The 14,332-nt window shown below is 71.2% G+C and carries 15 protein-coding genes; 6 read left to right on the top strand and 9 right to left on the bottom strand.

All coding sequences use genetic code 11. The features are described 5' to 3' along the window. Nucleotides 1–10: 10 nt before the first annotated feature. Both ACFY0U_RS01075 and ACFY0U_RS01070 read right to left on the bottom strand, forming a co-directional pair. Complete coding sequence (locus ACFY0U_RS01075; protein ID WP_388628308.1) at nucleotides 11–682, bottom strand: O-methyltransferase; 672 nt, start codon at nucleotides 680–682, stop codon at nucleotides 11–13. 22 nt (nucleotides 683–704) lie between these two features. Beyond that, entirely contained in the window at nucleotides 705–1,847 is a 1,143-nt protein-coding gene (locus ACFY0U_RS01070; protein WP_388628305.1) for a DUF2330 domain-containing protein, read from the bottom strand. A gap of 283 nt (nucleotides 1,848–2,130) precedes the next feature. Between ACFY0U_RS01070 and ACFY0U_RS01065 the strand changes: the two genes are divergently transcribed. Then, nucleotides 2,131–4,191 carry a bifunctional glycosyltransferase 87/phosphatase PAP2 family protein gene (locus ACFY0U_RS01065; RefSeq protein ID WP_388628303.1) on the top strand — a complete coding sequence of 687 codons (2,061 nt, stop codon included), beginning with the start codon at nucleotides 2,131–2,133 and terminating at the stop codon, nucleotides 4,189–4,191. A gap of 86 nt (nucleotides 4,192–4,277) precedes the next feature. Here ACFY0U_RS01065 and ACFY0U_RS01060 read toward each other — a convergent pair whose 3' ends face one another. Further along, the gene (locus ACFY0U_RS01060) at nucleotides 4,278–5,513 is read right to left on the bottom strand and encodes a cytochrome P450 (protein WP_388630367.1); all 1,236 of its coding nucleotides are present in this window, start codon (nucleotides 5,511–5,513) and stop codon (nucleotides 4,278–4,280) included. Nucleotides 5,514–5,735: 222 nt separating this feature from the next. Between ACFY0U_RS01060 and ACFY0U_RS01055 the strand changes: the two genes are divergently transcribed. Further along, nucleotides 5,736–6,905, top strand: a complete 1,170-nt coding sequence (locus ACFY0U_RS01055; protein WP_388628300.1) for a steroid 3-ketoacyl-CoA thiolase — start codon at nucleotides 5,736–5,738, stop codon at nucleotides 6,903–6,905. On the opposite strand, the gene ACFY0U_RS01050 is transcribed toward ACFY0U_RS01055, so the two are convergent. Further along, entirely contained in the window at nucleotides 6,889–7,074 is a 186-nt protein-coding gene (locus ACFY0U_RS01050) for a DUF397 domain-containing protein (protein WP_388628297.1), read from the bottom strand. The genes ACFY0U_RS01055 and ACFY0U_RS01050 overlap by 17 nt on opposite strands. Next, nucleotides 7,052–7,882, bottom strand: a complete 831-nt coding sequence (locus ACFY0U_RS01045) for a helix-turn-helix domain-containing protein (protein ID WP_388628295.1) — start codon at nucleotides 7,880–7,882, stop codon at nucleotides 7,052–7,054. The genes ACFY0U_RS01050 and ACFY0U_RS01045 overlap by 23 nt, the downstream gene beginning before the upstream one ends. A 110-nt stretch (nucleotides 7,883–7,992) precedes the next feature. Between ACFY0U_RS01045 and ACFY0U_RS01040 the strand changes: the two genes are divergently transcribed. Then, the gene (locus tag ACFY0U_RS01040) at nucleotides 7,993–8,358 is read left to right on the top strand and encodes an ATP-binding protein (protein ID WP_388628292.1); all 366 of its coding nucleotides are present in this window, start codon (nucleotides 7,993–7,995) and stop codon (nucleotides 8,356–8,358) included. A 9-nt stretch (nucleotides 8,359–8,367) separates the two neighbouring features. Here ACFY0U_RS01040 and ACFY0U_RS01035 read toward each other — a convergent pair whose 3' ends face one another. Next, the gene (locus tag ACFY0U_RS01035; RefSeq protein WP_388628289.1) at nucleotides 8,368–10,617 is read right to left on the bottom strand and encodes a helix-turn-helix domain-containing protein; all 2,250 of its coding nucleotides are present in this window, start codon (nucleotides 10,615–10,617) and stop codon (nucleotides 8,368–8,370) included. A 129-nt stretch (nucleotides 10,618–10,746) separates the two neighbouring features. On the opposite strand from ACFY0U_RS01035, the gene ACFY0U_RS01030 reads away from it, so the two are divergent. From ACFY0U_RS01030 to ACFY0U_RS01020, 3 genes are all read left to right on the top strand, one after another. Beyond that, nucleotides 10,747–11,580, top strand: coding sequence for an alpha/beta fold hydrolase (locus ACFY0U_RS01030; protein WP_388628286.1), 834 nt, complete (start codon nucleotides 10,747–10,749; stop codon nucleotides 11,578–11,580). Between the two features lie 110 nt (nucleotides 11,581–11,690). Next, nucleotides 11,691–12,143, top strand: coding sequence for a hypothetical protein (locus tag ACFY0U_RS01025; RefSeq protein ID WP_388628283.1), 453 nt, complete (start codon nucleotides 11,691–11,693; stop codon nucleotides 12,141–12,143). Then, nucleotides 12,101–12,610 carry a pyridoxamine 5'-phosphate oxidase family protein gene (locus tag ACFY0U_RS01020; RefSeq protein WP_388628280.1) on the top strand — a complete coding sequence of 170 codons (510 nt, stop codon included), beginning with the start codon at nucleotides 12,101–12,103 and terminating at the stop codon, nucleotides 12,608–12,610. Before ACFY0U_RS01025 ends, ACFY0U_RS01020 begins: the two co-directional genes overlap by 43 nt. Here ACFY0U_RS01020 and ACFY0U_RS01015 read toward each other — a convergent pair. The 3 genes from ACFY0U_RS01015 to ACFY0U_RS01005 all read right to left on the bottom strand — a co-directional run bounded on the left by ACFY0U_RS01015 (nucleotide 12,516) and on the right by ACFY0U_RS01005 (nucleotide 14,238). Further along, on the bottom strand, nucleotides 12,516–12,977 hold the full coding sequence (locus tag ACFY0U_RS01015; protein WP_388630364.1) for a Fic family protein: 462 nt from the start codon (nucleotides 12,975–12,977) through the stop codon (nucleotides 12,516–12,518). The genes ACFY0U_RS01020 and ACFY0U_RS01015 overlap by 95 nt on opposite strands. A gap of 54 nt (nucleotides 12,978–13,031) precedes the next feature. Beyond that, nucleotides 13,032–13,718 (bottom strand): YoaK family protein, encoded by a 687-nt coding sequence (locus ACFY0U_RS01010; protein ID WP_388628278.1) that lies wholly within the window; start codon nucleotides 13,716–13,718, stop codon nucleotides 13,032–13,034. Between the two features lie 100 nt (nucleotides 13,719–13,818). Then, entirely contained in the window at nucleotides 13,819–14,238 is a 420-nt protein-coding gene (locus tag ACFY0U_RS01005) for a transglycosylase SLT domain-containing protein (RefSeq protein WP_388628275.1), read from the bottom strand. Nucleotides 14,239–14,332: the final 94 nt, after the last annotated feature.

Raw genomic sequence — 14,332 nt, 5'->3', positions numbered from 1 at the left:
CCGCAGTGGGCTACGACAGCACCCGCGCCAGCGCGAAACCGTCGTAGCCCTTGCTGCCCACCGTCTGGATCGCCGTACCGCTCAACCTCGGGTGGGAGCCGATCAGTTCGATCGCGGTCCGGGTCCCGGTGACGTCCGGGGCGGTGCTGGAGGAGTCGGCGACGCTGCCCCCGCGCACGACGTTGTCGACGATGATCAGGCTGCCCGGGCGGGTCAGCTTGAGGGCCCACTCCAGGTAGTGCGGGTTGTTGTTCTTGTCGGCGTCGACGAAGACGAGGTCGAAGGGGGCTGCGTCCTCGTCGGCCAGCCGGGGCAGTGACTCCAGGGCCGGGCCGACGCGGATCTCGACGAGCTCGTCGAGGCCGGCCCGCGCGATGTTGCGGGTCGCGACCTCGGCGTGCCGGGGGCTGTACTCCAGCGAGACCAGCCGGCCGTCGGCGGGCAGCGCGCGGGCCAGCCAGATGGTGCTGTAGCCGCCGAGGGTGCCGATCTCCAGGATGTTCCGGGCGCCCTGGATCTGGGCCAGCAGCTGGAGGAGCTTGCCCTGCGGGGCGCTGACGGCGATCTGCGGGAGTCCGGCTTCCTCGCTCGCGCGCAGGGCGGCGGCCGGTGCCTCGTCGTCGGATGCGAGCTGGGCGGTGAAGTAGTCGTCGACGTCGTCCCAGATCTTCGACTCGCTCATGTGGCCTGTGCCTTTCGTGTCGCTAGGTGATCGGTGGGGGTGGCTGTACCGGCTCCGGCGGGATCACCGGGCGCCGGGAGCGCCGTACGGCGAGCAGGGCCGCGGCCGTGACGACCAGCGCGAGACCGCCGGTGACCGTCAGCATCCATGCCGGGACGCCGGCCACCTTCCGCAGCCGGTCCTCGTAGATCACCTGCTGGAACGTGGTGTCGGAGGCCGTTCGGCGCAGTATGTGGTCGCCGTCGATCAGGGACGGCGTCGGGAAGTCCTGGCCGACGGCGGTCAGGAACGGTGTGCCCTGCGCCAGCTCGGCGAGCGGGCCGGACTTCGCGGTCACCCGGCCGGCGAAGGTGACCCGGGGCCGCTCCCCGCCGATCCCGGAGACGGGCTCCATGCGGTGCGGGGCCAGCACGTACAGGCCCAGCGACTGCGGGGTCCGCGCGAGCCGGGACAGCCGCATCGGATAGACGGGCCGGTCGGCGGAGAAGGTGAGGTGGAGCGGGTCCAGGGCGCCCCGCAGGGCGGTACCGGAGGTCTCGGGGGCCAGCCGCACCGCCACGTACTCCCAGCGGCCCTGGACGTAGGGCTCGAGTGCGGTGCCCAGGCGGGGCGGGAGGGCGAAGCCGTTGCTGTCCAGCCAGTTGCCCAGCGCGTTCGGGTCGGTCGCGGTCAGCCGGGCCACGTCGAAGGGGCCGAGTTTCTGGCGGCCGACCACGCCCACGGGCGGCTCGGCGCCGACCTGGGCGCCCGGTGGTGGCCGCCCGGTGTCGGGGCCGCCCCGGCCGGAGACGAGGGGCCAGTCGCCGTCCTGGGGCCAGAAGTGGTGGCGGGTGCGGTGCACCGGCGCGGTCGCCGCGTCCAGTTCGTCGAAGAGGGCCGGGTCGCCGAGCTTGACGGTCGCGCGACGGGGTACCGGCATGACCCAGGCGGCACGGTCGCTGTCGCCGTCCACCGTCAGCCGCATCACGATCTGTTCCTGGGTGCCGTCCCAGCGCACGACGGACACCTCGCGCGACACGCCGACCCGCCGGGCGGTGTCCGGGATCAGGGCGCCGCAGCCGCACGCGTAGGCGGGGGCGACGAGCGAGCCGACCTGGGTGGCCAGTAACGCCAGTACGACCGCGAGCACACGGCGACGCGCCCGCCCTCGCAGGAAACCGACCATGTCCCCCAGACCCTTCGCCGTACCGCCGACGGCTTCAGACGGTAGTACGGCGGGAGCATACGGTTCCGTTCCGTCCGGCGCCGTCAGTGATCCACATCGCGCCCCGCGAAGCGGAGCGACCGGCCCCGGACTATCGTCATTCGGACAAAAGCAAGACGGACGTCAGGTGAAGCGGGGGAAGCCTGCGTCTCTCTCCGGGGGTGATGCGAGCCTTGAATAGGGTTCGCAAAGCAGCCCTCACGCATCCAATGCGTGGGAAAACGGGGCGGGAGGCCTACGAGGCGTGGCGAATGCGGAACACAGCGGGCAAACCGCGGAGGCGTTCGGAGCGGCAGCCGCCGACACGGCGAGAGCACGTCTGCGCGTGGCCCGCCTGGGACTGTGGCTGATCGCCGCGATACTCGCCGTCCGACAGGTGGCCGTCGTCCTGAGCACCCCCGACGGGGAGCGGCTGACGGATCTGGAGACCTGGGTCGGCCCGGACGGCGTCCTGCATGTGAAGGGCTCGCTCTACGACTCGACGCTGTTCACCGGTACCCCTTTCGGGGGGCTCGTTCTGAAGCCGTTGACACGTGCCGCCGAGCAGGCGCTCGGCTGGGGATGGACCTTCGGCACGCTGCTGCTGGTCGTCGCGCTGGGCCTCGTCGCCGCGCGTGCGCTTCCTCAGCCGGTGAACAGACGTACGTCGCTGCTGGCCGCGCCGGTCGCGATCAGCCTGCTGATGCTGTCGCTGCCGGTCCGCAACACGCTGTATCTGGGCCAGACGAGCATCATGCCGGTGCTCCTGGTCCTGCTGGGCTGTTTCGTCGTCCGCGGCGAGCGGGCGGGCGGGCTGCTGATCGGGGTGGCCGCCGCGCTCCAGCCGACGGTGCTGCTGTTCGCGCCCTTGCTGTGGTTCACGGGCCGGCGCCGGGCCGGGCTGTCGGCCGGGGTGACCTTCGCCGCGTGCACGGCGCTCGCGTGGCTGGCGATGCCGCACGACTCGTACACCTACTGGGTCCACCACGTGGCGGGCACCGGGCTCGGCGGCGCGGCGGACGGTCTCGCCAACCAGTCGCTGCACGGCGCGCTGCTGAGAGCGGGCCTGTCCGGGCCGCTGGAGATCGCGCTGTTCCTCGTGCTGGGCACGGCGGTGGCGGTACTGGCCCTGCGCCGGGCGGTGCGCTACGCCCACGACGGGCAGCTGCTGCTCGCGGTCGCCATCACGGGCTGCGCGGCGATCCTGATCTCCCCGACGACCTGGCAGCACCAGCTGCTGTGGGTGCTGCTCGCGGTGGTCGGGCGGGTCGGGAAGCGGGCCTCGGACCGGTATGTGTGGCCGGTGGCCGTGGTGCTCGTGATGACGCTGCCGACGAAGATGATGCTGCCGAACATGTCGTCGCTGTACCCGTTGCGCGACAACGTCGTCCTGCTCGCGGCGCTCGCGGCGGCGACGGTGATCCCGTTCCTGTCCCGCACCTCGCCGTACTACCAGACCGCGATCCCCGCGCAGCAGGCCGAACCGGTCCCCACCCGCTTCCGGCACGTGCCGCTGCTGCCGTTCCTGAAGCGCGTGCTGACCCGCCCGAACCTGCTCCTGGAACTGCTGCTGATCCGGGTGACGTACGCGGCGTACCAGAAGGTGCGGCTGGCGGCGACGGGCGGCAGCAACTCCGAGGGCCGGGCGCGGGCGGAGGCCCACGGGCAGCAGATCCTCGATCTGGAGCGCTGGCTGCACATCGACATCGAGCACTGGGCCAACCACGCGGTGGTCAAGGTCGCCTGGCTGCGCGACTTCTTCGACTTCTACTACACGTCCTTCCACTTCGTGGTGCCGCTGTCGGTGCTGGCGGTCCTGTACTGGCGGCGCCCGGTGGACTACCGCTGGGCCCGCGCGTCACTGGGCTTCACGACCCTGCTGGCCCTGGTCGGCTTCTGGCTCTACCCGCTGGCCCCGCCCCGGCTCATGCCGTCGCTGGGCGTCATCGACACGGTCCACGGTGTCCAGGACTTCTCCAAGCCGGACTACGGCACGCTGACCGCCCTGACCAACCAGTACGCCGCGATGCCGTCCCTGCACTTCGGCTGGTCACTGTGGTGCGGTCTGGTCATCGCGATCGTCGCCCCGAAGTGGTGGCTGAAAGCGCTGGGCCTGCTGCACCCGCTGTTCACGGTGACGGCGATCGTGGTGACGGGCAACCACTGGGTCCTGGACGCGGTGGGCGGCGCGCTGGTGGTGGGCGGCGGCTTCGGGCTGGCCTATCTGTTCCAGGGGCCGCGGGCGCGTACGACGGTGGCGGTGGCGGCGCGTGCCGAGGAGGAACCCGTGGCGGCGGGCCTCGGGGGAGGCAGGAGCGGGGCGTAGGGATGGGGGTGCTCCCCGCCTCCCCCGGGTCTGGAGACGGGCCGACGGCGCCGGGAAGCCGCCGGCCCGAGTAGGGGTCGCTGCCGTCAGTCCACGCTCACCTGGAGTTCCTTCACGCCGTTGATCCACGCGGAGCGCAGCCTGCGGGGGTCGCCGGTCAGATGGAGGCCGGGCATGGCGTCGGCTATGGCGTTGAAGATCAGGTTGATCTCCAGGACCGCCAGCGACTTGCCGAGGCAGAAGTGCGGGCCGCCGCCGCCGAAGCCGAGGTGGGGGTTGGGGTCGCGGGTGATGTCGAAGGTGTCCGGGTTCTCGAAGACGTCCGGGTCGTGGTTGGCCGAGGCGTAGAAGATGCCCACCCGGTCGCCCTGCTTGATCTTCTTGCCGCCCAGTTCGGTGTCCTGCGTCGCCGTGCGCTGGAAGCTGACCACGGGGGTCGCCCAGCGGACGATCTCCTCCGCCGTGGTCGCCGGGCGCTCGCGCTTGAAGAGCTCCCACTGGTCGGGGTGGGTCAGGAAGGCGTGCATGCCGTGGCTGATCGCGTTGCGGGTGGTCTCGTTGCCCGCGACCGCAAGCGCGAGGACGAACATGCCGAACTCGTCCGAGCCCAGGTTGCCCTCGTCCTCCGCCGCCACCAGCGTGGTCACGATGTCCTTCGCCGGGCACTTCTTGCGGTCGGCGGCCATGTTCATGGCGTAGGCGATGACCTCCATCGCCGCCTCCTGGCCGACCTCCTCGGTGATGGCGTACTCGGGATCGTCGTACGAGATCATCCGGTTCGACCACTCGAAGATCTTGAGCCGGTCCTCCTGCGGGATGCCGATGAGCTCGGCGATGGCCTGGAGGGGGAGTTCGCAGGCGACCTGGGTGACGAAGTCGAAGGAGCCCTCGTGGGCGAGGGCGTTCTGGACGATGCCCTGCGCCCTGGCGCGCAGGGTGTCCTCCAGCGCCCGGATCGAGCGCGGGGTGAAGCCGCGCTGGACGATCTGGCGGACCCGGGTGTGCTCCGGCGGGTCCATGTTGAGGATGATCAGCCGCTGGGCGTCGATGGCGTCGCGCTCGATGTGCTCGTTGAAGCGGATGATCGCCGTGTTGAGCATGGAGGAGAAGATCTCCGGGTGCGTGGAGACGAACTTGACGTCCTCGTGCCGGGTGACGGCCCAGTAGCCCTCGTCCTGGAAGCCGGCGACGTTGTCCGACTGGGCGATCCAGTGGACCGGTTCCGTTCGGCGCAGTTCGGCGAACTCCGGTAGCGGTACGCGCTGTTGCAGCATGTCGGGGTCGGTGAGGTCGAACCCGTCGGGGAGCGCGGGACAGGTCATGGGCAGCTCCAGCCGTGTTCCGGCATTCTTCTGACGGTCCATCAGTTTCTGTCGTGAACGTAGTAACCGGTTCTAGAAGTAGCAAGAGGCGTGCACGACTCTTGCGGTGATGGACTCCGTGTCAGCAGACTGCCTGTGGAACTAGAACACGTACTAGTTCCGCGTGGCGGGCCGGGCCGGGACGCCCCCGCGCCGCGCGGGTACGGAGGAGAGGAACTCCCCATGGCCGCGGAACCCGTGATCGTCGAAGCCGTACGCACCCCCATCGGCAGGCGCGGCGGCGCCCTCGCCAATCTGCACCCCGCCTACCTGTTGGGCGAGACCTACCGTGAACTCCTCGGCCGCACCGGCATCCCCGCCGACTGCGTCGAGCAGATCGTCAGCGGCACGGTGACCCACGCCGGCGAACAGTCCATGAACCCCGCGCGCACGGCCTGGCTGACGATGGGCCTGCCGTACGAGACGGCGGCGACGACCGTCGACTGTCAGTGCGGCTCCTCGCAGCAGGCCTCGCACATGACGGCGAACCTCATCGCGGCGGGCGTCATCGACGTCGGCATCTCCTGCGGCGTCGAGGCGATGTCCCGCGTGCCGCTCGGGTCCGGGTCCAAGCACGGGCCGGGCAAGCCGTTCCCCGACGAGTGGAACGTGGACCTGCCCAACCAGTTCGAGGCGGCGGAGCGGATCGCCCGCCATCGGGGGCTGACGCGGGAGAACGTCGACTCACTCGGGCTCATCTCGCAGGAGCGGGCCGCCGTCGCCTGGAGCGAGGAACGCTTCAAGCGCGAGACCTTCGCCGTGCAGGTGCCGACGACCGAGGACGAGCAGCACGCCGGGCAGGGCATGTGGCGGCTGGTGGACCGGGACGAGGGCCTGCGCGACACGTCCATGGAGGCGCTGGCGCGCCTGAAGTCCGTCATGCCCACCGCCATCCACACGGCGGGCAACTCGTCCCAGATCAGCGACGGCGCGGCGGCGATCATGTGGGCGTCGAAACGGATGGCGCGCGCGCTGAAGCTGCGTCCGCGCGCCCGGATCGTCGCCCAGGCGCTGGTCGGCTCCGACCCGCACTTCCACCTCGACGGACCGATCGACGCGACCAAGGCGGTGCTTGGGAAGGCCGGGATGTCCTTGAAGGACATCGACCTCGTCGAGATCAACGAGGCCTTCGCGTCGGTGGTGTTGAGCTGGGCCCAGGTCTTCGAGCAGGACCTGGAGAAGGTGAACGTGAACGGCGGGGCGATCGCGCTCGGGCACCCGGTGGGGGCGACCGGGGCGCGGCTCATCACCACGGCCCTTCATGAACTGGAGCGCGCGGACAAGGAGTTCGCGCTGGTGACGATGTGTGCGGGGGGCGGTCTGGCCACCGGCACGATCATTCAGCGGCTGTAGACGTCCAGTTGATGAAGGTGGTGAACGCGGCGGGGTCGATGGTGAGGATCGGTCCCGCCGGGGTTTTTGAGTCGCGGATGGCGATGGCGGGGCGTGCGTCGGCGATTTCGACGCAGTTGCCACCCTGGTCGCCGCTGTAGCTGGACTTACGCCAGTTGCTGCTCTCCATAGCGTTCCTCCATCACGCGACGGATCATCGCCGCCGACTCCCTGAGGGAGAGTGAGGCAGCCTGAAGATGATCGTAACGGAGTGTGCAGTCGTTGACCGTGTCCGGGTTCGCGGTCGGGTGCGCGCTGTTGTAGCCCTCGGTGTAGACGATGGCCGGGTCGCTGGCGAATCGGTAGACGTCGAACGAGCCTTGCATGCCCGCGTGCGCTCCGGCTGTGAACGGCAGGATCTGGATGTTGATCCGGGGGTTGGTCTCGAAAGCCAACAGGTGGGCCAGTTGGTTCCGCATGGTGCCTGCGCCGCCCATGTTCTGATAAAGCGCAGACTCGCTCAGTACCGCCCAGTAGACGGGCGGCCTCTCCTTGTCGAAGATGCGCCGACGGGCGAGCCGTACGGCAGTGCGGTCGTCGAGATTGGTGCTGTCCAGCGCGCTGAGCACGGCACAGGCGTAGCCCTCGGTCTGGAGCAGACCGTGGACCAGGTGCGTCTCGAAGGAGTAGATCTCGATGGCCCGCGCCTGGAGTTCGGCCACCTGCTGGAACCACGCTGGGAGTTGATTGCGCAGCACCAGGTCGACGAGTCGGGACAGTAGCCCGTCCGTCCCCAGCGCCACGTCCACCCGCTCGCTGAACTCCGGTGTCGGCACCTTTCTCGCTGTCTCGATCTGCCCCACCAGTGACGCGGTGTAGTTGACGATGTCCCCGAGCTGCTTCTGTGTCAGCCCCGCGGCTTCCCGCAGCCGCCGCAGCTCGAAGCCGTAGTAGTCGAGCGGCGAGGCCCCCGGGTCAAGGACATTGACGTGCGTCACGAAGTGCCCCCACTCCAGAACAGGTTGTGTTCAGCCTGTAGCCCAGCGTAGTCGCGCCAGTTCACGCTCGTACCGTGAACACATACTTTCCCCCCACCACGCACTACCGAATGAGCCTCACCGTCGGCGAGCACTCGGTCCGGCACATCCGCCGTATCGTCCGCTCGTTGCTCGCCGAGTGGGAGCTGACCGAGCTGACCGACGCCGTGGAGCTGGGTGTGACGGAGCTGGTCACCAATGTCGTACGGCATGTTCCGGACCGGCGGTGCGAGGTGGTCGTCCTGAGAACGGCCGGGGCCCGGGTGGAGGTGACGGACGGATGTGCCCAGCGGCCCGTTGTGCGCGGTGAGCCGGCGTCCGACTCGGAGGGCGGGCGGGGGCTGGTGCTGCTGGGGGCGGTCGTGGACAAGTGGGGGGTGGCGAGTGCGGCCGGGGGTGGGAAGACCGTGTGGTTCGAGTGCGGAACGTCCGCGTGAGGACGTCGGTCATTCTTGTGCGAGGCGGGCGAGCGAGGTCCGGGTCCCGGTCGCGGACGCCGTGTCGCCCACCGACATGTAGAGGCGGTGGGCCTGCTCGTAGCGCTCGCGGGCCTCAGGGAGTTCGCCGAGGTGTTCCAGGGCGGTGGCGAGGCCCGTGAGGATGTTGGCGCGGAAACGCTCGATGCCCCTGTGGGTGCGCGGGGTCATGATGGCGCGGTAGGCGGCTGCCGCCTCGGTCCAGCGGTCCAGGGCCAGCAGGTCGGCGGCTATCTCGTGCTGGAGGAGTGCCTGGATGTACTCGCCGACGTCGGGGACATCCCCGGAAGGGATGCCGAGTTGGGCGCGGTGCAGGGTCAGGGCCTCCTCGGGGCGTCCGGCCTCGCGGAGGGCGCTGGCGTGCTGGCGGGCGGCGACCGCCGTGCCCATCGGGTCGCCGAGGTTCTCGAACAGGCGCAGGGCGTGCTCGATCGCCGGCACCGCTTCGGCCGGTCGGCCCTGTCCCATGAGGGAGCCGGTCAAGTAGGCCCAGGACCAGGCCTGTTGTTCCACGTCGCCGCCCTCGGTAGCCAACTCCAGGGCGCGGCGCGCGTGTTGCTCGGCCCGGGTGTACTGCGCGGCGCCGACCGAGTGGGCCCAGGCGAGGCAGTTGAGCTGATGGGCCTCGGCCGCGCGGTCGCCGAGGGCGGCGGCGGAGCGGGCACCCTGGGCGAACAGCAGGCGCCATTCGGGCCATTCGCTCCAGCGGTCGGAGAACCAGTAGAGCGTGCGGGAGACGTGCAGGATGTGCTCGTGTTCCCCCGCCTCCGCGAGGATCTCCAGCGCCCCCGCCCAGTGGGCGCGTTCGGCGGTGAGCCAGTGCTCCGCGTCCTCCCGTGACTCGGGGTGGAAGGCTGGGGTGCCGCCGGGCCATGGCTCCGGCGCGCCCGGTGCCTCGAAGGGGCGGCCCGCGGCGGAGGCCGAGCGCAGCAGCCAGTCGGCCATGCGGAGGCGGGCGGCCTCGGTGAGTTCCGGGGGGTCCTCCTGGGCCAACTGCTCGCGGGCGAAGAGCCGTACCAGGTCGTGCAGGGCGTAGCGGCCGAGCGCGGTCTCCTCCAGCAGGCCCCGGTCGACGAGCTGGTCGAGGGAGTCCTCCACCGCGATCGGGTCCCCCTCCACCAGCACGGCGGCGAGCTCCGGACCGGTGTCCCGGCCCGGGGTGAGCGCGAGGCGGCGCAGCAGGAGCCGGCGGGGGCCGGTGAGCTGGCGGTAGGAGAGCGCGAAGGCGCTGCGTACCGCGAGGTCGCCCGCCACCAGGCCGCTCAACCTGCGCTCCTCGTCGGCCAGTTGACCGGCCAGCCGGTCCGGGGTCCAGGTGGGCCGGCTGGAGAGCCGGTTGCCGACGATCCGCAGGGCGAGGGGGAGATGACCGCACAGGCCGGTGAGCCTCCCGATGGCGTCGCTCTGCCCGGCCGTGCGTCCGGTGCCGAGGATCCGCTCCAGCAGGGTCGCCGACTCCCGGGTGGACAGCCCGCCGAGCCGGATGCGCTGGACGCCTTCCAGTCCGGCCAGCGGGCGGCGTCCGGTGACCAGGGCGAAGCAGCCCGGGGCGTCCGGCAGGAGCGGGCGGGTGTGGGCCTCGTCGGCGTCGTCGTCGAGGACGACCAGGACGCGCCGGCCGGCGAGGGCCGCACGGTAGACGGCCTCGCGGGCGGCGATGTCGACCGGGATGCGGTCGGGCGGGTGGCCGAGCGCGGTGAGCAGCAGGACCAGGGCCTCGGCGGCGGGCACCGGCGACTCGCTCATGCCGTGCAGCTGGACGCTGACACAGCCGTCCGGGAAGTGCCCGGCCAGCCGTCGGGCGGCCTCGGCGGCAAGGGTCGTCTTGCCCTGACCGCCGGGCCCGAACAGGACCACGCCACGGGTGCGCGCCGGGGCGGCGGCGAGGGCCGCGAGGGCGGCCAGTTCCTCCTCCCGGCCGGTGAAGTCCGGGACCGTGCGCAGGAGATACGGCGGTGGCGGGGCGCCGCCGCGTTCCCGCCCCGCATCGGCCAGACGCCGAAGGCGTCCGCGCTGCTCGGTGTCGAGCTTCAGGGCGTCGGCGAGGGCCTCGACGGTACGGCGCTGGGGGCCTCGGCTGCGGCCGCGCTCCATGTCCCCGAGGGCCCGGACGCTGACCCCGGAGATCCCGGCCAGCTCCTCCAGGGTCAGTCGGGCGGTCCGGCGCAGGGAGCGCAGCGTGACACCGAACGCGGTGCCCTGCGGGAAGTCACTGGTCATCGGGGCAATTGTCGCAAGCCTCGGAAACGCGGGCGCACTTCCGCCTGTGGTTCTGCCTGGAGCCCTCGGGGTGGGGCTGATGGGCTGAGGGCCTCCCCAACACATATGACCGAACGGAGAGCAACTGTCATGGCGTACATCACCGTTGGCGAAGAGAACAGCGCGGAGATCGAGCTGTACTACGAGGACCACGGCACCGGGCAGCCCGTGGTACTGATCCACGGCTACCCGCTGGACGGGCACTCCTGGGAGAAGCAGCTTCCCGCCCTCCTGGACGCCGGATACCGGGTCATCACGTACGACCGCCGCGGTTTCGGCCGCTCCTCGCAGCCGACCACGGGCTATGACTACGACACCTTCGCCGCCGACCTCGACAAGGTGCTGACCACCCTGGACCTGACCGACGCGGTGCTCGTCGGCTTCTCCATGGGCACCGGCGAGGTGGGCCGCTACCTGGGCACGTACGGCTCGCGCAGGGTGGCCAAGGCGGTCTTCCTGGCCTCCCTCGAACCCTTCCTGCTGAAGACCGACGACAACCCGGCCGGCGTCGACCAGGCGGTCTTCGACGGCATCCTGGAGGCCGTCACCAAGGACCGGTACGCCTACTTCACCGCCTTCTACCAGGACTTCTACAACCTCGATGAGACGCTCGGCAGCCGGATCAGCGAGGAGGCCGTCCGCAACAGCTGGAACGTCGCGGCCGGCGCCTCCGCGCATGCCTCGGTGGCCTGCGTGCCCACCTGGATCACCGACTTCCGCGCGGACGTGGCGAACGTGGACGTCCCGGCGCTCATCCTGCACGGCACCGGCGACCGCATCCTGCCGATCGACGCGACCGGCCGCCCCTTCCACGCCCTGCTGCCCTCCGCCGAGTACGTCGAGATCGAGGGCGCCCCGCACGGCCTGCTGTGGACGCACGCGCAGGAGGTGAACGCGGCGCTGCTGGCGTTCCTCGCCAAGTAGTCCGCCGAGCAGGCGTCGGTCCGGGTCGCCCCCCGTTCGGCCCGGACCGATGAGTTTCACCCGCCGTCGACGTCACCCCTGGTGTCAGACGCGAGGAGGAGGTGTCCGCGATGGGCGGATCGGCGGGGCAGGAAGCGCTGGAACGGCTGGAGGTGCTGGCCGGGGAGTGGGCCGTGGAGGCCGATCTTCCCGGGGCGGACGGGCCTCCGGCGCGGTGTGTGTTCGCGTGGGACCTGGACGGGCGGTTCCTGGTGCAGCGGACCGAGATCCCGGTCGAGGGGGCCCCGGACAGCATGGCGGTGATCGCCGTCGATCCGGAGTCGGGGGCGTACACGTACCACTACTTCGACACGCGCGGGGTGGTACGGACGTACGCGATGAGCTTCGACGGCGAGGAGTGGCGGCTGCTGCGCGAGACGGCGGACTTCTCGGCGCTGTCGTTCCGGCAGCGGTTCACCGGGCGGGTCGAAGGTGATGTCATCACGGGTGCCTGGGAGCTGGCCAAGGACGAATCGGCGCCGTGGGAGCGGGACTTCGGGCTCGTCTACCGGCGGCGTCGGTGACGGGGCGCGGGGAGGTAGCGCGGGGGATCGTCGACGGGATCCGGTACATGGTGCTGGCCACCGCCGACGCGGACGGGCGGCCGTGGGGTTCGCCCGTCTACTTCGCGCACGAGGGGTACCGGGAGTTCTTCTGGGTGTCCTCGCCGGAGGCGACCCACTCACGGAACATCGCGGTACGGCCCGAGGTGGGGATCTCGGTCTTCGACTCGTCGGTGCCGATCGGGACCGGGCAGGGCGTGTACATGGCCGGCGTGGCCGAGGAGGTCCTGGACGACCCGGCGGCCGAGCGGGCGCTGGAGGTCTTCTCCCGGCGTTCGGTGGGGCACGGAGGACGGGTCTGGAACCTCGACGACGTGCGGGGCGATTCCGGGATCAGGCTGTACCGCGCGGTGGCCGGCGGTCACTCGATGCTGGCGAAGGACGGCACGCCGGACCACCGGGTGCCCGTCGACCCGCTGCGGCCGTGATGAGGACGGCCGGCAGGTCGGCGAGGGCGAGCGCGCCCTCGGGGTCGTCGGCGCGGCGGCGGATCCGGCGTACGGGGCCGACCTGGTCGAGGGCGACACCGGCCCGGGCCAGGACGAAGGTCAGGGTGAGGAACGCGGAGCGGGCGTTGCCGTCGTCGAAGGGGTGGAAGAAGCAGACGTCGAGGTAGGCGCGCGCGGCCCGGGCGGTGAGGGGGAGTGCCTGGTCCCGGGTCTCGGCGAGGCACGCGTCGAGGAGGGCGGGGAGGTCCGGGCCGGTGCCGTAGCGCTCCCGGCCGGACTTGGCGTAGGCCGGGTCGCCGCGGAAGGGAGCGGCCCACGGCGGAGAGCTGCTCGTGCCGCGGCGGATGGCGAACGTTCCGCCGCGGTGGCGCCGAGCGGTCCCGCCGGACGGAACGGCCCGCTACTCCCGCCCCGACGCCACCACCGCCAGCACCCCCACCAGTACGGCCGTGACCAGCAGGGGGATGCCCAGCCCGTGGTGCAGCACCAGCCACGCCCCGAGCGCGGCGCCCACCACCATGGCGACGACCGCGGCGGAACGGCGGGGAGAGCGTGTCCCCGGGCCACCGCCCGCGCGGGAGTCCGCGGCGAGGCCGGTCAGGGTCATGGTCAGGACGGTGGTCGTGATGTCGGGGACGCCGAGTTTGCGGACCGTGGCGTTGCGCAGGCCCATCGCGAAGGCCGTGACCGCGATGAGGGTGTAGACGGTGGCCGGGTCGTCGGGCGCGAGGAAGGCGACCACCGCGGACGCGCCCAGCAGCGCGGCCTCGGCGGCGAGGGTGAGACGGGCCCACCTGCGCCGGGAGCCACGACCGAGCCGTACGGCGGTCCGGCCGCCCACCACCGCGCCCACCAGGAACGCGGCGAGCGAAGTTGCGGTGTGCGGTACCGAGAACCCGGGGGCACCGGCCGCGGCGAAGCCCAGCACCACCACGTTGCCGGTCATGTTCGCGGTGAAGACGTGCCCGAGGCCGAGATAGCTGACGGCGTCGATCAGACCGCTGACCAGGGTCAGCGCGAGCAGTACCGGCACCAGTCGGAGCCCGCGGTCCTCGGGGGTGGTGGACTCCTCAGTCTCTGTGCTCACCGGCCCAGTGGACCATGAGCGCTCCCCCTGGACGACGAAGGCGGCGGCCCCCTCGTGGAGGGGACCGCCGCCTTCTTACGTCAGTCTGCTGTCAGCCGGCTCAGTACCAGCCGTTGGCCTGCCAGAACGCCCAGGCACCGGTGGGGCTGCCGTAGCGCTCGTTCATGTACTTCAGGCCCCACTCGATCTGGGTCTCGGCGCTGGTCTTCCAGTCGGCGCCGGCGGAGGCCATCTTGGAGCCGGGCAGGGCCTGGACCAGGCCGTAGGCGCCGGAGGAGGCGTTGGTGGCGTCGACGTCCCAGCCGCTCTCGTGCTCGACGATCTTGCTGAACGCGTTGTACTGCGCGGCGTTCGGGATCATCTGACGGGCGATGGACTTGGCCTCGGCGGCCGAGGAGGTGGTGGCCGCCTGAGCGGGCGCCGCGGTCAGCACCAGACCGGCGGTGGCGGCGGCCATCGCGGCGGTGGTGATGGCCTTCTTGGGGGAAGCGATGCGGCGAACGATGCGGGAGACGGACACGGAGAACCTTTTCTTCGGGGACAGGGAGTCGCGGGTATGCCGTGACCGCGGTGAGCGGCGGTGACATGCGTTGGCGCCGAGGCCCGGGGGGCGG

The organism is Streptomyces sp. NPDC001536 (assembly GCF_042894505.1).
Taxonomy (GTDB): domain Bacteria; phylum Actinomycetota; class Actinomycetes; order Streptomycetales; family Streptomycetaceae; genus Streptomyces.
This window is presented reverse-complemented; position numbering and strand designations above follow the sequence as displayed.